We start from the raw sequence: 17,830 nt of genomic DNA, 5'->3' as shown, positions 1-17,830 counted from the left end.
TGTGTCCGGTTCCGTCATCGTCGCCGGGGCCCGAACCCCGATGGGGCGACTGCTCGGATCGTTGAAGGACTTCTCCGGCGCCCAGCTCGGCGGCGTCGCGATCAAGGCGGCGCTGGAGCGCGCGGGAGTTTCACCCGAACAGGTGGAGTACGTGATCATGGGCCAGGTGCTGACCGCCGGCGCCGGCCAGATCCCCGCCCGCCAGGCCGCGGTGAACGCGGGCATCCCGATGACCGTGCCGGCGCTCACCGTCAACAAGGTGTGCCTGTCCGGCATCGACGCCATCGCGCTCGCCGACCAGCTGATCCGCGCGGGTGAGTTCGACATCGTGGTGGCCGGTGGCCAGGAGTCCATGACGCAGGCGCCGCACCTGCTCCAGAAGTCGCGCGGCGGGTTCAAGTTCGGCGACGTCACGATGCTCGACCACATGTCCCACGACGGCCTGTTCTGCGCGTTCGACCAGGTGGCGATGGGCATGTCCACGGAGAAGTTCAACGCCCGCCACGGCCTGACCCGCGAGGAGCAGGACGCCTTCTCGGCCCGCTCGCACCGGCTCGCCGCCGAGGCGTCGAAGAACGGCGTGTTCGACGAGGAGATCGCCCCCGTCCTCATCCCGCAGCGCAAGGGCGACCCGGTCGAGTTCGCCACCGACGAGGGCGTGCGCGCCGACACCACCGCGGAGACCCTGGCCAAGCTGCGCCCGGCGTTCGCCCCCGACGGCACCATCACCGCGGGCTCGGCGTCGCAGATCTCCGACGGCGCGGCGGCCGTGGTCGTGATGAGCAAGGCCAAGGCCGAGGAGCTGGGCCTGACCTGGCTGGCCGAGATCGGCGCGCACGGCGTGGTCGCGGGCCCCGACGCGAGCCTGCACCAGCAGCCCTCGAACGCGATCAAGGCCGCGTGCGCCAAGGAGGGCATCGACCCGGCCGACCTCGACCTGGTCGAGATCAACGAGGCGTTCGCCGCGGTCGGCATCGTCTCCACGCGCGAGCTCGGCCTGCCCGAGGAGAAGGTCAACGTCAACGGCGGCGCGATCGCGCTGGGCCACCCGATCGGCATGTCGGGCGCGCGCATCGCCCTGCACCTCGCGCTGGAGCTCAAGCGCCGCGGCGGTGGCGTGGGCGCGGCGGCGCTGTGCGGCGGCGGAGGTCAGGGCGACGCGCTGATCGTGCGCGTCCCCAAGGTCTAGTGGCCCGCGCCGTCGACGTGGCCGAGCTGGTCGACCGCGCGCGCGAGGGACAACCGCGCGCGGTCGCCCGGCTCATCTCGCTGGTGGAGGAGGCCGGGCCGCGGCTGCGCGACGTGGCCGCGGCACTGGCGCCCCACTGCGGGAACGCGCGGGTCGTCGGGCTGACCGGCGCGCCCGGCGTCGGCAAGTCCACGTCCACGTCCGCGCTGGTCAAGGCGTACCGGGAGCGCGGCGACCGGGTCGGGGTGCTGGCCGTCGACCCGTCGTCGCCGTTCTCCGGCGGCGCGCTGCTCGGCGACCGGGTGCGGATGGGGGAGCACGCCACCGACCCCGGCGTGTTCATCCGGTCCATGGCCACGCGCGGCCACCTCGGCGGGTTGTCCTGGGCCACGCCGCAGGCGCTGCGCGTGCTCGACGCGGCCGGGTGCGACGTGGTGCTCGTGGAGACCGTCGGCGTCGGGCAGTCCGAGGTCGAGGTGGTGTCGCTGGCCGACACCGCCGTCGTGCTGCTCGCGCCCGGCATGGGGGACGGCGTCCAGGCGGCGAAGGCGGGCATCCTGGAGATCGCCGACGTGTTCGTGGTGAACAAGGCCGACCGCGACGGCGCCGACCAGACCGCCCGCGACCTCAAGCACGTGATCTCGCTGGGGCGGCGGGACCGGGAGGGCGGCCTGTGGCGGCCCCCGGTGGTGAAGACCGTCGCGGCGCGCGGCGAGGGCGTGCACGACGTCGTGGACGCGATCGAGGCCCACCGCGCGTGGCTGGTCGAGCGCGGTGAGCTGGAGCGGCGGCGTGCCGCGCGTGCGGCGGGGGAGATCGAGGCCATCGCCGTCGAGCGGCTGCGGTCGCGGTTCGGCGGGCTGCGCGGCGGTGCCGCCCTGGAGACCCTGGCCAAGAGGGTCGTCGCGGGTGAGCTGGACCCGTACGCCGCCGCCGACCGGCTCGTCGAGGGCGTCGGCGCCTGACGCCGCCGTGCACCTGTCCCGCGAGTCATGCGCTCGTGACCGCCGTGTCATGCGCTCATTCCTAACGCCGTGAGTCGCGAATGCAGAACTCAAGGGTCCTGAGCGTTGGACTCGCGGGTCGTGAGCGTTGGACTCTCGGGGCTTGGGCGTTGGACTCTCGGGTTTTGGCTGGTCGGGGTGGGGTGGCGGGGGAATGCGGCCGCTGCCGTTCGGGTATTGCCGGAAATCCCCCATCCGGGTGCCAGGTCGAAGCCGGGACTTCCGCCTCTAGGCAAGGACGATCACAGAGCAGAACGTTCTAGTCCGGCAACCCGGGGGACGAAGAGGTGCGATGTACGACGCCGCTGGACTTCAGGTCCTCTCCCGCGAGGAGTGCATGCAGCTGCTGCGGACGGCCGTCATCGGGCGGCTGGTCTACACCGACCGCGCCCTGCCCGTCGTGCACCCCGTGCCCTACGTCGTCGACGGCGAGCGCGTCGTGCTGCGCGTTCCCGAGGGCAGTTCCACGCTGGTCGCCCGCGACACGATCGTCGCGTTCGAGATCGACGACATCGCCCACGACCTGTCGAAGGGCTGGTCGGTGATGGCCATCGGGCACGTCACCGAGGTGGACGACGAGCCGGGTCTCCGGCGCCTGCGCGAGCTGCCCCTGGCCGCCCGCCGCCACGGCCTGCCCGATCACTACCTGGTCGTGGACCTGGAAGTGCTCACGGGCCGTCGCATCCCGTAGCGGCAGGCGCTACCCTCGGTGGTCCCCCAGCGCGATCCCACGCCAGCGCAACCCCCACGTCCCGAGGGTGGTCCCACGGTGCCCGGTCCCCCCGACGCCAACGCGGTGCGCCTGGACGGCCTGCTCCGCCAGCTGACCGACCGCACCGCCGAGGCGATCGTGTCGCAGGAGCGGCTGCACCGGCTGCTCGCCGCGGTCGTCTCGCTCGCCAGCGACCTGTCGCTGCCCGACGTGCTGCGCCGCATCGTGGAGTCGTCGTGCAGCCTCGTCGGCGCGCGGTACGGCGCGCTGGCCGTGGTCGGACCCAACCGGCAGCTGCTGGAGTTCACCCACGGCGAGGGCCACCACCCGGTCGGGCCGCACGAGTCCTGGGGCGCCGCGTTCGACCCGTCCTCGCCCGGCTTCCTCGGCGTGCCCGTGCACGTGCGGGGCGAGGTGTTCGGCAACCTCTACCTCACCGACAAGGAGGACGGCGCGGACTTCACCCTCGCCGACCAGGAGGTGGTGGTGGCGGTGGCCGCGGCGGCGGGCATCGCGATCGAGAACGCCCGGCTCTACGAGCAGTCGCGGCAGCGCGAGGTGTGGTTGCGGGCGTCCAACGAGGTGACGAACGCGCTGCTCACCGGCACCCCCGACCGGGACGCGCTGCGGCTGGTCGCGGTGCGCGCCCGGCTCGCCGCCGACGGGCTGATCGCCGTGCTGGCGCTGCCCGACCCGCAGGGCGAGCTGGCCGTGCGGGTCATGGACGGCGAGCTGCGCGGGTTCGACGTGTCCCGCGAGGGCGGCGCGGCGCGCGAGGTGTTCGGGACCGGCCGCGCGAAGGTGTTCGACGGCCTGCCCGGCCTGCCGGCCCGGGTCGGCCCGGGGGTGGTCGTGCCGCTGGCCGCGGGCGAACGGGTGCTCGGCGTGCTGCTCGTGGCGCGGGCCCGCGGCCAGGTGGGGTTCGACGCGCCGGACGTGGCGCTGGTCGAGTCGTTCGCCCGGCAGGCCGCGCTGATCCTGGAGTTCACCCGGGCCACCGGCGCGGGGCGGCGGCTGGCGGTGCTGGAGGACCGCGACCGCATCGCCCGCGACCTGCACGACCTCGTCGTGCAGCGGCTGTTCGGCCTGGGCCTCGGCCTCCAGGGCCTCAACGGCCTGGTCGAGCAGCCGCTCGTGGCGCAGCGGTTGCAGGACTTCGTCACCGAGGTCGACCAGACGATCCGGGAGATCCGGCGCACCATCTTCTCGTTGCAGGAGTCGCCCGCGGGCGACGCCGACCTGCGCGTCCAGCTGCGCCGGGTCGTGCAGGACTCGACCCGCCTGCTCGGCTTCGAGCCCGCGCTGGCGCTGGACGGCCCCGTCGACTCGGTGGTGCCCGACCACGTGCGGCCCGACCTGCTCGCCACGCTGCGCGAGGCGCTGGCCAACGCGGCGCGGCACGCGTCGGCGAAGAGGGTCGACGTCGAGGTGTCGGTGGACCGCGCGGCGACGTGGCTGCGGCTCGTCGTGCGCGACGACGGCGCCGGCCTGCCCGCGGGGCGCAACCGGCACACCGGTGGTCTGGTCAACATGGCGGCCCGGGCCACGAGGTGGGACGGTTCCTGCGACGTCGACTCGGCCGGGGGGCGGGGCGTGACGGTGACGTGGTCCGTGCCGCTGACCACGCGGTGACGGTGTTAGGGGAGGGGAGAGGGTTTGTCCATCTCGGTGCTGCTCGTCGACGACCACGAGATCGTCCGCAGGGGGCTCCAGCAGTTGCTCGCCGTGGAACCGGACATCGAGGTCGTGGGTGAGGCGGAGAGCGCCGCGGCGGCCGTGTCCGCCGCCGCCCTGCACCGGCCGGACGTGGCCGTGATCGACGTGCGGCTGCCCGACGGCGACGGCGTCACGGTGTGCCGCGAGATCCGCTCGACGGTCCAGCCGCCGCCCGCGTGCCTGATGCTGACCTCGTACTCGGACGACGAGGCGCTGTTCGGGGCGATCATGGCGGGCGCGGCCGGCTACATGCTCAAGCAGGTGTCCGGCAACGACCTGGTGTCCGCGATCCGCACGCTGGCCGCGGGCGGGTCGCTGCTGCACTCGGGCGTGACCGCGACCGTGCTCCAGCGCCTGCGCGGCGGACCGGTCGAGGACCCGCGCTACGCGGCGCTGAGCCCGCAGGAGCGGCGCATCCTCGACCTGATCGCCGAGGGCCTGACCAACCGGCAGATCGCGAGCCGGCTCTACCTGGCGGAGAAGACGGTCAAGAACTACGTCTCCTCGCTGCTGCACAAGCTGGGCTTCGACCGGCGCACCGAGGCCGGGGTGTACGCCGCCCGCCGTCGGCAGACGGGCGGCGCCACCGGTGGTCCCCCCGGGAACGGCTACGGCACGTGACCCGGGCCGGGGGCTACAGCGGGTAGCCCACGAGCGGTCGCCGCTGCTGCGCGGCGGGCGCGGTCGGGTCGGGCAGCGGCACGCCGGGGCACGTCGAGTCGACCGGGGGCACGACCCCGTCGACGATGAACGACTCCACGACGTCGTCCACGCACGCGTTGCCGAAGCCGTAGACGCCGTGGTCGCCCTCGTCGGTCACGGTCAGCAGCCGCGAGCCGGCGAACCGGTGGTGCGCGTCCCGCGCCCCCTCCAGCGGGGTGGCCGGGTCGCGCACCGACTGCACCATCAGGACCGGCGGCACGCCCCGGCCGGTCGGCTCCCTCAGCTCCAGCGCGGGCCGGTCCCAGGACGCGCACGGCGCGAGGAACTGGTAGTACCCCATCAGCGGGTACCGCCGGCCCAGCCGCTCGGCCTCCAGCGCCAGGGTGGTGCGGTTGTGGCGGAACCCCGTGTCGTTGCACGCGGTCGCGTACAGGGCGCCGTTGGACGCGTCCGGGTACCGCGCGAGCGCCGCCGCGGCCGTCACCGCGCCCGCGTCGCCCCGCGCGAGCTGCGAGAACAGCGCCGCCGCCTCCGGGAACGCGGTCTTGGAGTACTGGGCCCGGATCAGGAGCACGTCGAGCAGGACGCCGTCGACGAGGGTGCCGCCGGGCAGCGCCGCCGGCTCCGCGTTCAGCGCGGCGCGGGTCCGCTCGTAGGACTGCCGGACCTGCTCGGCGGTCGTGCCCAGCCGGTACAGGGCGTCGTACTTCGCGACCCACGGCAGGAAGTCGACGCGGAAGCGCCGCTCGAAGCCGTACCCGAAGTTGTCGAACACGTCCTGGAACGTGCTGGTGAACTCGGGGTTCGAGTCCAGCACGAACTTGCCGACCCGGTCCGGGAAGTAGGTCGCGTAGTAGGCGCCCAGCCGGCTGCCGCCCGAGTAGCCGACCCAGTCGACCCGCTCCCGGCCGAGCAGGTGGCGCAGCAGGTCGAGGTCGTGGACGGTCTGCTCGGTGTTGACCACCTCGCCCAGCTCGCCGGACCTGGTCCGGCAGGCCGTGGCCTGGAGCTCGGCGCCGTCGTAGATCAGCTTCGCGTTGGCCCGGCGGCGGTCGCGCGGGTCGGTGAGCGCCAGGAAGTCGAACCCGCCGCAGGTGACGTTCGTGCTCGCCCCCGTGCCGCGCACGTCGACGCCGATGACGTCGCGGTCCTGGACCAGCCTCGTCCGCTCGGCGTACAGCAGCGGCAGCGTGCGGCCGGGCGCGCCGGGGCCGCCCGGGTTGGTCAGCACGGCGCCCCGCGACTCGCCGCGGGCCTTCAGCCGGCTCACGGCGATGGTGACGGACCTGCCGTCGCCGGGTGTGCGCCAGTCCCGCGGCGCGGTGTACGTCGCGCACTCCAGGCCCGGGACGTCGGTGCACGGCGCCCAGGTCAGCGCCTGGTCGTGGTGCGGGCCGGGCCGCGCCTGGGCGAGTGCCGGCGCGGCCGCCGGCGTGATCGCCGTGAGCAGCGCGGCGGTCAGTGCGGCGGACAACGCGGTGGTCAGCGTGGTGGTCGGTGCTCTCCTCATCGATCCCCCTCCGGTCGAGGTCTCCACCCCAGCGCGTGCGTAGGGTGGAGGACAACCGCAGAACGGCCCTGTTCGGCTCCACGAAAGACTCGGGCCGGTCGGGCTCGGAGGAAAGTAAGGTCGCTGGAGTGGGGATTTTCCGGAGGAAGCGGCCTGCCGCGGTCGCTCGTGAGGTGGTGCGGGACCACACGTACGACGACGCGATCCTGGACATCGCGGCGGAGGAGATGGACGCGGGCCACCTGCGCGCGGCCACCACGGTTCTCGCGGAGTGCCGGGACGACCCGGAGGTGCGGGCGCTGCGGGCCGAGGTGCTCGGCGAGCACGCCATCGGGCACGCCGACGAGCTGCTGGAGCTGGCCAAGGGCAACACCGACCCCGACCTGTGGCTGCTGGCGGGCACCGCGTTCATCCGGGAGGCGTGGGCGATCCGGGGCTCGGGCCGCGCGGACAGCGTCGGCAAGGACCGGTTCAAGGTCTTCTTCGGCACCCTGCGCAAGGCCGTCGGCCCGCTGCACGAGGCCGCGAAGCTCCTGCCGCGGGACGCGGTGCCGTGGGCGCAGCTCCAGACCGCGGGCCTCGGCCTCCAGGTGGACCGCGACCAGAAGGACGAGGTGTGGCGCGAGATCGCCGCGCGCTGCCCCACCCTGTACCCGGCGCACTGGACGCGGTTGCAGATCCTGGCCGCCAAGTGGGGCGGCTCGGCCGAGGAGATGATGGCGTTCGCCCAGGGCAGCGTGGACGCCGCGCCGCCCGGCGACCCGGTCGTGGCCATGCTGCCGCTGGCCCACTTCGAGATCTTCCTGGAGCAGTTCGAGGACGCCGTGCAGTCCCGGTCGGCGCTCAGGATCGCCACCCTGAAGATGCGCTACTTCAGCCGCCACCGCGACGAGATCGCCACCGCCGCGGACCGGTGGGAGTCGACCGCGACCAAGCCCCACCCGCGCGCCCTCCAGGCCCACAACCTGTTCGCGGCGGCCTTCGCCCTGGCCGACGACGCGCCGCGCGCGAAGCGCCACCTGATCGGCATGCGCGACCACGTGCACGACGTGCCGTGGGCGTACGTCGCGTACTTGGCCGACGACCTGGAGAAGGAGTACTCGGAGCTGGCCAACAAGTACCTCTAGGCTCCCCGGTCCGTGACCGGACTCCCCACGCACCTGCGCGCGACGGCCGACGCCTACGACTCCGTCGCCGTCCGCTACGCCGAACTTCCCCGCCACGACCTCGACGGCGTCCCGCTGGACCGCGCGGTGCTCGCCGCGTTCGCCGAGCACGTGCGGGCCGCCGGCCCCGGGCCCGTCGCCGAGCTGGGCTGCGGTCCCGGGCGGGTGACCGCGCGCCTGCGCGACCTCGGGCTGGACGCGTTCGGCGTCGACCTGTCGCCGGTGATGGTCGACCTCGCCCGCGCGGCGCACCCGGACCTGCGGTTCGAGGTCGGCTCGATGGACGCCCTGGACCTGCCCGACGGGTCGCTGCACGGCGTCCTGTGCTGGTACTCGGTCATCCACGTCCCGCCGGCCGACCTGCCCGCGTACCTCGCCGAGTTCCGCCGGGTGCTCGTCCCGGGCGCGCCCCTGCTGCTCGGTTTCTTCGAGGCCGGCGGGGGACCGGTGGCGACGTTCGACCACCGGGTGGTGACGGCCTACCGCTGGCCGGTCGACGACCTCGCCGCGCTCGCCCGCGACGCCGGGTTCACCGAGGTCGGCCGGGTGCTGCGCGAGCCGGTGGACGGGGAGCGGTTCCCCCAGGGGCGCCTGCTGGCGCGCGCGGGGTGACCGGGGCCCGGTGACCGGGGCCCGGTGACCGGCACGCGGCCGGCCACCGGGCCGCGGTCCGGGGGCTCAGCACTTCTGCTTGTAGAAGTACTCCGAGTTCGCCTCCATGTCGGCCTTGGTCAGCGCCACCAGGTCGGTCTCGACCTCGCGCTCGACCGGCCTGCCCTCCAGCGCCGCGACGGCCTGCTCGACCCCCGTGCGGCCGATCGTGGCCGGGTCCTGGGCGATCAGGGCCTGCACGACGCCCGACCGCAGGTCCTCCACCTGCTTGGGGGAGGCGTCGAAGCCCACCAGGTTGACCGAGCCCGTCCGGCCCGCGTTGCGCAGCCCGGTGGCCGCGCCCTCGCCGGTGTTCAGGTTCGTCGCGAACACGCCCACGAGGTCCTGGTTGGCGGCGAGCGTGGCGGTCACCTTGGACGCCGCCTGGTCCGGTTCGTTGTCGGTGTACTGCCGGCCGACGTACCGCAGGTTCGGGTGCTTCGCGACCTCCTCCTCGAAGCCCTTCGCGCGGGCGTCGGTGGTGGACGTACCGGCCTTCGTGTCGAGCACGAGCACCGAGCCGGAACCGCCGCCCACCAGGTCGGCGAGGGTCCGCGCGGCCAGCCGCCCGCCCTGCTCGTTGTCCGAGGAGACCGTCGACGCGGCGATCGACCTGTCCTCCAGCCTGGTGTCGACCTCGACGACCTCGATCCCGGCGTCCACCAGCTGCCTGACCGGGCCGGCCATCGCCTTGTCGTCCGTGGGGGCGATGAGCACCGCGCCCGGCCGGTTCGCCAGCACGCCCGTCACGATGGGCGCCTGGAGCACCGGGTCGAACTTCGCCGGCGCCTGCACGTCGACCGAGTACCCGGCCGCGCCGGCGGCCTCGCGGAACCCGCACTCCAGGGAGGTGTAGAACGGCTCCGCCGCCACCCCCGGGATGAGCACCATTTTCTTCGCGTCACCGGAGCCCCCGGTGTCGCCGATCTGCCCGCCGCCGCACGCGGTCAGCAAGGCCACTGACAAGAGCGGGACAAGGGCAACCGTCCTCGATGACATGTTCTCCCTCTCACCTAGTGTTGATCACGCGCCCTTCGCCGCGACTGGTCGAACCACACGGCGGCGACCAGGACCACCGCCACCGCGACCGGCTGCCAGTACACGTCCACGCCGACGATCACGAACCCCTTGCGCAGCACGGCGGGGATGAAGACGCCGAGCACCGTGCCCACCACCGAGCCCACCCCGCCGAACAGGCTGGTGCCGCCGAGCACGACGGCGGCGATCGCGTTGAGGTTGTCGGTGTCGTGCCCGGTGATCGACGCGACCCGGAAGTAGGCCAGCGCCATGAACCCGGCCAGCCCGGCCAGCACGCCCGCCAGCAGGTACACCCGCACGAGGTGCCCGCGCACCGGGATGCCGGCCCGGCGGGCGGCCTCCTCGTTGGAGCCGATGGCGCGGGTGTGCCTGCCGAACGCGGTCGTGCCCAGCACGAGCGCCCCGAGCGCGGTGACCGCCGCCGCGAGCAGCACGAGGGCGGGCACGCCGAACCAGGTCCCGGTGCCCAGGCCGTCGCCCAGCGCGTCCGGCACGCCGCTGACGTTCGACCCGCCGGACAGCAGCTGCCCCGCGCCGAGCGCCGCCCCGAACGACCCGAGCGTCACGATCAGCGGCGGGATGCCCGCGCGGGCGACCAGCACGCCGTTGAGCAGCCCCCACGCCGCGCCGGACAGCAGGGCCACGGCGAGGCCGACCGCGACCGTGCCCCACCCCGCGCCGGTGGCGTCGCCGCCGTGGAGGGCGTTCATCACCGTGGCGGACGTGACGCCGGAGAACACCAGCACCGACCCCACCGACAGGTCGATCCCGGCCGTGACGACCACGAAGGTCATGCCGACCGACAGCACCAGCAGCACCGACGTCTCGACCAGCGTGGTCTGGAGCGTGAACGCGGTCAGCACGGCGTCCGGCCGCAGCGCGCCGAACACCGCCACCAGCACCAGCAGCACCACGCCGATCCACAGCGTGTTCGCGCCCAGGAGCCGCCGCGCCAGCGAGCCGGGGCCGGTCACGCCCCCTCCTGGGACAGCGCGCCGGTCATCGCGCCGACCAGCTCCTCCACGGTGGTGGAGGCCGCCTCGAACCGGGCCACCCGCCGGCCCAGCCGCAGCACCTCGACGCGGTCCGCGACGGCCAGCACCTCGGGCATGTTGTGGCTGATCAGCACCACCGCCAGGCCCCGGTCGCGGACCCGCCGCACGACGTCGAGCACCCGTCCGCGCTGCACCACGCCCAGGGCGGCGGTCGGCTCGTCCATGAACACCAGCCGGCTCGCCCACACCACCGACCGCGCCACCGCCACGCCCTGCCGCTGCCCGCCCGACAGCGAGCCGATCGGCACGCCCGCGTCCGGGAGCGACACCCCGAGGTCCTCGAACGACCGCGCGGCGCGGCGCCGCATCTCCTTCTCGTCCAGCACGCCGAGCTTCCCGAGCAGCCCGGCCCGGCGCAGCTCGCGCCCGAGGAACAGGTTCGCCGCCGGGTCCAGGTCCGGCGCCACGGCCAGGTCCTGGTAGACGGTCTCGACGCCCAGCGCCCGCGCCGCCACCGGCGAGTCGAGCACGACCGGCTCGCCGTCGAGCAGGACCGTGCCCGAGTCCGGCCGCTCGACCCCGGACAGGCACTTCACCAGCGTCGACTTGCCCGCTCCGTTGTCGCCGACGAGCGCGACGACCTCGCCCGCGTGCGCGGTGAACGAGGCGCCGCGCAACGCCTCCACGCTCCCGTAGTGCTTCACCAACTCCCGTGCGTCCAACAGGGGTAAGGCCATGCGGTCAGCTCCCGAGGCTCGACACCAGTGGCGGCCTGCACCGGACGGCGACGACGTCGCCGGTCACCTCGACCTCGCCCGCCGCGTGCGGCACGACGAGCGTGCTGCCCCGGTGCACCGCGACGGGACCCACCGTGCCGGCGCCCTCCAGCACCACCAGCACGCCGAACGAGGGCTCCAGCGCCGCCGTGCCCGACACGTGCAGCCGGTCGGCGCGGAAGAACGGGTCGGCCTGCGCGCCCAGCAGCGGCACCGACGCGCCGGTCCGCGCGCGGGTGCGCAGCACCAGGTCGTCGGGCGACTGGGCGCGGCGCTCCACGCAGTCCAGCGCCTTGTCGTAGCCCAGGCCCAGGTGCCCCGCCTCGGCGTCGGCGAGGAAGCCCTCCCACTCCAGCGTCACGGAGAAGTCCGTGGGCTGCTGGAGCTCCACGATGAACACGCCCTCGCCGATGGCGTGCGGCACGCCCGCGGGCACGAACACCGTGTCGCCGGGGGAGACCCGGACCGCGTTGAGCGCGCCGAGCATCGCCGCCGAGTCCTGCGCCGACACCCACCGCGCGACCACGTCGGCGGGCACGTCCTCGCGGAACCCGATGTGGACCGTCGGGTCGGGGCCGGTGGTGCCGACCACGATCCACGCCTCGGTCTTGCCGTGCCGGCAGGCGAGGTGCCGCTCGGCGAAGGAGTTCGACGGGTGGCAGTGCACGGGCAGCCGCTGCCCGGCGTCGAGCAGCTTCACCAGCAGCGCGGTGTCCCCGCCGAACTCGGCCGCGTGCTCCTCGCCGAGCCACGTCACCGGGTCCGCGGCCACGGCGTCGCGCAGCCACCGCCCGTCGGGCAGCCGGGACAGGCCGGCCTCGTCCTTGCCGAACTGCGTGGTCGTCGAGGCGACCCAGTCCTCGGGGCCGTGGTCGGCGACGGCCTCGTTCCGCAGCGCCGCGATGGCCGCCCCGCCCCGGTAGAACTGGCGCGGCTGGTTCGCCGGCAGCGAGACGGGCTGGGTGTCGGAGCTCATACGGGTACCTCTCCTGATCCACGGGCCACCAAGCGCACCGGCAGGACGACGCGGCGCGGTGGGGTGCCGTCGCCGTCGAGCCGGGCGTAGAGCAGGTCGGCCGCCGCCTTGCCGAGCGCGCTCGCGTCGTGCGCGATCACGGTCACCGGCGGCGACAGCAGGTCGGCCAGCTCGAAGTCGTCGAAGCCCACGAGGGCCGGGCGCGAGTCGCAGCCCGCGAGGGCGCGCAGCGCGTGCACGGTGATCCGGTTGTTGCCGGTCACCACGGCGGTGGCCGGGTCGGCCAGCTCGCGCAGGCCCTTGAGCGCCGCGCGCACGGACCGCTCGTCGTGCGGCCCCATCACCACCATCGACTCGTGGTAGCCGATGCCCGTGCGCGCGCAGCCCTCGCGGTAGCCGCGCAGGCGCTCGTTGGCGGTGAAGATGTCCGGCGCGTCGCCGAGGAACGCGATCCTGCGGTGCCCGAACGACGCCAGGTGCGCGACGGCCTCCGCGGTGCCGCCGATGTTGTCCACCAGCACGGTGTCCGCCACGACGTCGCCCGCCGGGCGGTCCAGGAACACCACCGGCGTGCCGGCGCGCATCTCCGGCACCAGGTACCCGTGCTGCAACCCGGCGGGCACGATGAGCAGCCCGTCGACGCGGCGCGAGCAGAACTCCAGCGCCAGCTCGCGCTCCCGCGACGGGTCCTCGTCCGACGAGCCGGTGATCACCTGCCGGCCGCGCAGCCGGGAGATCTCCTCGACCGCGCGCGTCACGCCGGAGTAGAACGGGTTGCCCACGTCCTCCAGCACCAGGCCGATGGTGCCCGTCGACGAACCGCGGCGGAGGTTGCGCGCGCTGAGGTTGCGCCGGAAGCCCAGCTGGTCGATCGCCGCGAGCACCCGCTCGGCCGTCGCGGGGTGCACGCCCGCCTCGTCGTTCACCACGCGCGAGACGGTCTTGATGCTGACGCCCGCCAGCCGCGCCACGTCGTTCATCGTGGCGCGCCGCACCTTGCGGGCGCCCGCCGCGCCGTTCGGGGACAACGTTGTCATAGTGGTCGGATCACACACCCCGGGCACGGGGGATGTCAACGCCCGCGTTGTCCTGAACCGGACAGGACCCGCTGGTGGTGGCTAGGGTGGGGGTGTGGCGGCAGACCTCGACCCGGTCGGGTGGGTCAACACGTTCATCGGCACCCGCGACGACGGGAACACGTTCCCCGGCGCGTCGGCCCCGTTCGGCATGGCCCACTCCAGCCCGGTCGGGTCGCACTACGCGGGCTACCGCTACGACGACCCGGTCATCCGCGGTTTCGGGCACTTCTTCCTGTCCGGCGCGGGCTGCTGGGAGCAGGGCGGGCTGGTGCCGGTGCTGCCGGCGCTCGGGCCGCCGCGGTCGTTCGACCACCGCCGGTACGGCTCGGCGTACACCCACGACGGCGAGGTCGGCGAGGCCGGCTACTACCGGGTGCGGTTGGCGTCCGGCATCACCGCCGAGTGCACGGCGACCACCCGCGCCGGCGTCGAGCGGTTCACCTTCCCCGCCGGGTCGACGCCGCACGTGCTGGTGAACGTCGGCCAGGCCAACGACCGGGAACCCGTGTCCGGCAGCTCCGTGCGGGTCGTGGACGACCGGACGCTCGCGGGCACCGTGACCGCGCAGGCGTTCTGCGGCGGGAAGCCGTACACCACGTGGTTCACCACGACGTTCGACCGGCCGTTCCGGGACACCGGGGGCTGGGGCGGCGAGTCGGGCGGCGAGGGGCTGCGCGGCCGGTGGGTGTCGTTCGACGGCGACGGCCCGGTGACGGTGGCGACCGCCCTCTCGCACGTGGACGCCGAGGGCGCGACCGGGAACCTGGTCGAGGCGCGCGGCAGGTCGTTCGACGAGCTGCGCGCCGCCGTTCAGGACGAGTGGCGGCGCGAGCTGGGGTGCGTCGAGGTCGACACCGACGACCCGGTGGTGTTCTTCACCGCGCTGTACCACGTGCTGCTCCAACCGCTGACCGGCAACGACGTGGACGGCCGCTACCGCGGGTTCGACGGCCGGGTGCACCGCGCCGACGGCTGGACCTACCACGAGTACTTCTCCCTGTGGGACACCTACCGCGCGCACAACCAGCTGCTCGCGCTGCTGCGGCCGGGCCGCGCGCGGGACGTCGCCCGGTCCGTGCTGGCGGTGCACGAGCAGGGCGGGTGGCTGCCCCGCTGGGCGTACGCCGACCAGGAGACCAACACCATGACGGGCGACCCGGTGACCCCGTTCCTGGTCGACCTGTGGCGGTTCGGCGCGCTGGAGGGCCTGGAGGAGCGGGCCTACGCGGCGCTGCGGCGCAACGCGACGTCCGTGCCGCCCGCGTCCTCGCCGTTCGAGGGCCGGGCGGGCAACCCGACCTACCTCGCGGACGGGTTCGTGCCGCACGACCCGGGTTTCCCGAAGAAGGGGCAGGACGTTGACCCGCACCACGGCGCGTCCGCGACCCTGGAGTACGCGCTGGCCGACCACGCGCTGTCGATCATGGCCGAGGCGCTGGGCCACCACGAGGACGCGGCGGCGCTGCGCGCCAGGGGCCTGAACCACCGCGCGCTGTGGGACGACTCGGTCACCGACCGCGGCTTCCGCGGGTTCCCGCGGCCGAGGGTGGCGGGCGGCGCGTGGCTGACCCCGTTCAGCCCGCAGGGGCCGGACGGCTTCCACGAGGGCACCGCGTGGCAGTACCAGTGGCTGGCGCAGCACGACGTCGAGGGGCTGGTGGGGCTGCTGGGCGGGCGGGAGGCCGCGCTGGCCCGGCTGGACGACTTCTTCGCCCTGCCCGACCTGCTCGCCGACCCGGCGGGGACCGTGCGCGACAAGTGGGTCGTGGGGCCGTACGAGTACTACAACCAGTTCCGCTACAACCCGAACAACGAGCCGGACCTGCACGCGCCGTGGGTGTACGCGCTCCTCGGCGCGCCGTGGCGGACCTCGGCGGTGGTGCGGGCGGCGCAGACCCTGTTCGTGGACGCGCCGAACGGGGTCACCGGCAACGACGACCTCGGCACGATGTCCGCCTGGTACGTCCTCGGCGCCCTCGGGCTCTACCCGGTGACGCCGGGCACGGGGGAGTTCGTGCTCAACGCGCCGAGGTTCGCCCGCGCCGTCGTGCGCCTGGAGGACGGCCGCGACCTGACGATCACCGCGCCCGGCGCCGACCCGTCCCGGCTCCAGTACACGCGGGCGCTGCGCGTGGGCGACGAGCCGTGGCACGACGTGCGGCTCCCGTGGGAGCGGTTGACCTCCGGCACGACCGTCGCGCACGAGCTGACCGACGACCCGGCCGAGGCGACCTGGGGCACGTGAGCACTGCTCGTAGTCGGGGGCGCGCGCAGTGCGACCGCGCGGCCCTACGAAGGTATCGATCACCGTCCACTTCGGTCGTGACCGCCCCGATCCGCGCCGCGGGCGGGTGTCCGGGGACTACGTTCCAGCCATGACTGGGGCACGCATACCGGCGGTCGTGGTTGCGGACATCCGCAAGAGCTACGGCGGGCTGAAGGCGGTGGACGGCGTCTCGTTCACCGTGGCGGAGGGGGAGTTCTTCGGCATCCTCGGGCCGAACGGCGCGGGCAAGACCACGACGCTGGAGATCGTGGAGGGCCTGCGCAAGCCCGACGCGGGCCGGGTGACGCTGCTGGGCGTCGAACCGTGGCCGCGCAACCCCGAGCTGCTGCCCCGCATCGGCGTGCAGCTCCAGGCGTCGAGCTTCTTCGAGAAGCTGACCGCGCGCGAGCAGCTCCAGACGTTCGGCTCGCTGTACGGCGTCACCGCGCGCCGCGCCGACGAGATGCTGGAGCTGGTCGGCCTGACCGACAAGGCGGACGTGCAGGAGAACAAGCTCTCCGGCGGCCAGCGGCAGCGGCTGTCCATCGCCTGCGCCCTGGTGCACGACCCCGACGTGGTGTTCCTGGACGAGCCGACCGCCGCGCTCGACCCGCAGGCCCGCCGCAACCTGTGGGACGTGCTGCGCGCGATCCAGGCCCGCGGCAAGACCATCGTCTACACCACGCACTACCTCGACGAGGCCGAGATCCTCTGCGACCGCGTCGCGATCATGGACCGCGGCCGGGTCCTCGCCATGGACGCGCCCGCCACGCTGGTGCGCGGCCTCGACGCGCCCACCCACGTCGTGCTCCAGAAGGGCGCGCTCACCACGGAGGCGGCCCGCGCCATCACCGGGGTCGAGGAGGCGCACGAGGACGAGGTCTCGCTCACCATCTCCACCCGCAGGCCCGCGCCCGTGCTGTCGGCGCTGGCCGAGCGCGGCACCCTGGACGGGCTCCAGGTGCGGACGGCCACGTTGGAGGACGTGTTCCTCGACCTGACCGGACGGGAGTACCGCGCGTGACCGCGTTCAAGAGCCTCGCGGCGGCCATGGCCAAGGGCTTCCTGCGGGACCGCATGTCGCTGTTCTTCGTGTTCCTGTTCCCGCTGCTGTTCCTGGTCGTGTTCGGCCTGCTGCTCGGCGACTCGGGCAACGACCGGACCAGGATCGGCGCGGTCGGCGACAGCCCGGTGTTCGCCGCCCTGGAGCAGACCGGCGCGCTGGAGCTGGAGCGCTACGGCACCGCCGAGGAGGCCCGGCGGAAGGTCGACGACGGCGACCTGCCCGCCGCAGTGGTGGCGGACGGCAACCGGGTCGACCTGGCGTTCGCGGCGAGCGACCAGGTGGCCGCGGGCACCGTCGTCGGCATCGTGTCCGGCGTGGTGGACAAGCTCAACATCGGCGCGGCCAACGTGGCGCCGACGTTCACCCTGGCCGCCGAGCCGGTCGAGGACGCCTCGCTCAAGCCCATCCAGTACCTGACGCCCGGCATCCTGTCGTGGGCGGTCTCCTTCTCCGGCGTGTTCGGCGCGGCGCTCACCCTCGTGTCGTGGCGCAAGAAGCAGGTGCTGCGGCGCATCCGGCTCGCCCCGGTCAGCACGACCACCGTGCTCACCTCGCGCATCCTGGTCTCGATCGGCACGGCGCTCGCCCAGGGCGTCGTGTTCGTGGCGGTCGCGCTGCTGCCCCTGTTCGGCCTCAGGCTCACCGGCCACTGGTACCTCGCGCTGCCGCTGCTGGTCCTCGGCACGACGGCGTTCTTCGCGATCGGGATGCTGGTCGGCGCGTTCTGCAAGACCGAGGAATCCGCGTCCGGCGCGGCGAACCTGATCATCATGCCGATGGCGTTCCTGTCCGGCACGTTCTTCCCGGTGGAGAACGCCCCGGGCTGGCTCCAGGCGGTGTCGTACGCGTTCCCGCTGCGGCACATGAACGACGGGATGCTCGACGTGCTGGTGCGCGGCAAGGGCGTGGAGGCGCTGCTGGTGCCGTCCGCCGTGCTGGTCGGCTTCACGCTCGTGGTCGGGTTCGTTGCCTCCCGCGTCTTCCGCTGGGAGGACTGAACCCGGCGAACCGGACACCCCGCGG

The 17,830-nt window shown here is 73.9% G+C and carries 16 protein-coding genes; 10 read left to right on the top strand and 6 right to left on the bottom strand.

Going from position 1 to position 17,830, the window contains the following annotated elements:
* The first annotated feature begins 1 nt into the window (after window position 1).
* The 5 genes from ACRAKJ_RS36420 to ACRAKJ_RS36400 all read left to right on the top strand — a co-directional run bounded on the left by ACRAKJ_RS36420 (window position 2) and on the right by ACRAKJ_RS36400 (window position 5,242).
* Window positions 2-1,189: an acetyl-CoA C-acyltransferase gene (locus tag ACRAKJ_RS36420; RefSeq protein ID WP_438924829.1), complete on the top strand. Its 1,188-nt coding sequence runs from the start codon at window positions 2-4 to the stop codon at window positions 1,187-1,189.
* On the top strand, window positions 1,189-2,154 hold the full coding sequence (gene meaB / locus ACRAKJ_RS36415; RefSeq protein WP_438924828.1) for a methylmalonyl Co-A mutase-associated GTPase MeaB: 966 nt from the start codon (window positions 1,189-1,191) through the stop codon (window positions 2,152-2,154). The genes ACRAKJ_RS36420 and meaB overlap by 1 nt, the downstream gene beginning before the upstream one ends.
* 331 nt (window positions 2,155-2,485) lie before the next feature.
* Window positions 2,486-2,884 (top strand): pyridoxamine 5'-phosphate oxidase family protein, encoded by a 399-nt coding sequence (locus ACRAKJ_RS36410; RefSeq protein WP_438924827.1) that lies wholly within the window; start codon window positions 2,486-2,488, stop codon window positions 2,882-2,884.
* A gap of 78 nt (window positions 2,885-2,962) precedes the next feature.
* Window positions 2,963-4,537 (top strand): GAF domain-containing protein, encoded by a 1,575-nt coding sequence (locus tag ACRAKJ_RS36405; protein WP_438924826.1) that lies wholly within the window; start codon window positions 2,963-2,965, stop codon window positions 4,535-4,537.
* A gap of 24 nt (window positions 4,538-4,561) precedes the next feature.
* Complete coding sequence (locus tag ACRAKJ_RS36400) at window positions 4,562-5,242, top strand: response regulator (RefSeq protein WP_438924825.1); 681 nt, start codon at window positions 4,562-4,564, stop codon at window positions 5,240-5,242.
* A 13-nt stretch (window positions 5,243-5,255) separates the two neighbouring features.
* Here ACRAKJ_RS36400 and ACRAKJ_RS36395 read toward each other — a convergent pair whose 3' ends face one another.
* Window positions 5,256-6,794, bottom strand: a complete 1,539-nt coding sequence (locus ACRAKJ_RS36395; RefSeq protein ID WP_438924824.1) for an alpha/beta fold hydrolase — start codon at window positions 6,792-6,794, stop codon at window positions 5,256-5,258.
* 176 nt (window positions 6,795-6,970) lie between these two features.
* Between ACRAKJ_RS36395 and ACRAKJ_RS36390 the strand changes: the two genes are divergently transcribed.
* Window positions 6,971-7,921, top strand: a complete 951-nt coding sequence (locus ACRAKJ_RS36390; RefSeq protein ID WP_438924823.1) for a hypothetical protein — start codon at window positions 6,971-6,973, stop codon at window positions 7,919-7,921.
* A 12-nt stretch (window positions 7,922-7,933) separates the two neighbouring features.
* On the top strand, window positions 7,934-8,572 hold the full coding sequence (locus ACRAKJ_RS36385; protein ID WP_438924822.1) for a methyltransferase domain-containing protein: 639 nt from the start codon (window positions 7,934-7,936) through the stop codon (window positions 8,570-8,572).
* 66 nt (window positions 8,573-8,638) lie between these two features.
* Here the strand turns inward: ACRAKJ_RS36385 and ACRAKJ_RS36380 are convergent, their stop codons facing one another.
* Genes ACRAKJ_RS36380 through ACRAKJ_RS36360 form a run of 5 tightly spaced genes read right to left on the bottom strand, consistent with a single transcriptional unit; the run spans window position 8,639 to window position 13,376 of the window.
* Entirely contained in the window at window positions 8,639-9,610 is a 972-nt protein-coding gene (locus tag ACRAKJ_RS36380; RefSeq protein ID WP_438924821.1) for an ABC transporter substrate-binding protein, read from the bottom strand.
* 14 nt (window positions 9,611-9,624) lie between these two features.
* Window positions 9,625-10,623 (bottom strand): ABC transporter permease subunit, encoded by a 999-nt coding sequence (locus ACRAKJ_RS36375; RefSeq protein WP_438924820.1) that lies wholly within the window; start codon window positions 10,621-10,623, stop codon window positions 9,625-9,627.
* The gene (locus ACRAKJ_RS36370; protein WP_438924819.1) at window positions 10,620-11,381 is read right to left on the bottom strand and encodes an ATP-binding cassette domain-containing protein; all 762 of its coding nucleotides are present in this window, start codon (window positions 11,379-11,381) and stop codon (window positions 10,620-10,622) included. Before ACRAKJ_RS36370 ends, ACRAKJ_RS36375 begins: the two co-directional genes overlap by 4 nt.
* Before the next feature lie 4 nt (window positions 11,382-11,385).
* Window positions 11,386-12,396 (bottom strand): class I mannose-6-phosphate isomerase, encoded by a 1,011-nt coding sequence (locus tag ACRAKJ_RS36365; RefSeq protein ID WP_438924818.1) that lies wholly within the window; start codon window positions 12,394-12,396, stop codon window positions 11,386-11,388.
* Window positions 12,393-13,376 carry a substrate-binding domain-containing protein gene (locus tag ACRAKJ_RS36360; protein WP_438924832.1) on the bottom strand — a complete coding sequence of 328 codons (984 nt, stop codon included), beginning with the start codon at window positions 13,374-13,376 and terminating at the stop codon, window positions 12,393-12,395. Before ACRAKJ_RS36360 ends, ACRAKJ_RS36365 begins: the two co-directional genes overlap by 4 nt.
* Window positions 13,377-13,527: 151 nt before the next feature.
* Between ACRAKJ_RS36360 and ACRAKJ_RS36355 the strand changes: the two genes are divergently transcribed.
* The 3 genes from ACRAKJ_RS36355 (at window position 13,528) to ACRAKJ_RS36345 (ending at window position 17,805) form a co-directional block, all read left to right on the top strand.
* The gene (locus ACRAKJ_RS36355) at window positions 13,528-15,720 is read left to right on the top strand and encodes a GH92 family glycosyl hydrolase (RefSeq protein ID WP_438924817.1); all 2,193 of its coding nucleotides are present in this window, start codon (window positions 13,528-13,530) and stop codon (window positions 15,718-15,720) included.
* A 130-nt stretch (window positions 15,721-15,850) separates the two neighbouring features.
* Window positions 15,851-16,765, top strand: a complete 915-nt coding sequence (locus ACRAKJ_RS36350; RefSeq protein ID WP_438924816.1) for an ATP-binding cassette domain-containing protein — start codon at window positions 15,851-15,853, stop codon at window positions 16,763-16,765.
* Window positions 16,762-17,805 (top strand): ABC transporter permease, encoded by a 1,044-nt coding sequence (locus tag ACRAKJ_RS36345; protein WP_438924815.1) that lies wholly within the window; start codon window positions 16,762-16,764, stop codon window positions 17,803-17,805. The genes ACRAKJ_RS36350 and ACRAKJ_RS36345 overlap by 4 nt, the downstream gene beginning before the upstream one ends.
* Window positions 17,806-17,830 lie beyond the last annotated feature (25 nt).

The organism is Saccharothrix sp. DSM 118769 (assembly GCF_052936295.1).
Note: the sequence above shows the minus strand (reverse complement) of the source record. Positions and strands in the feature narration are given on the sequence as shown.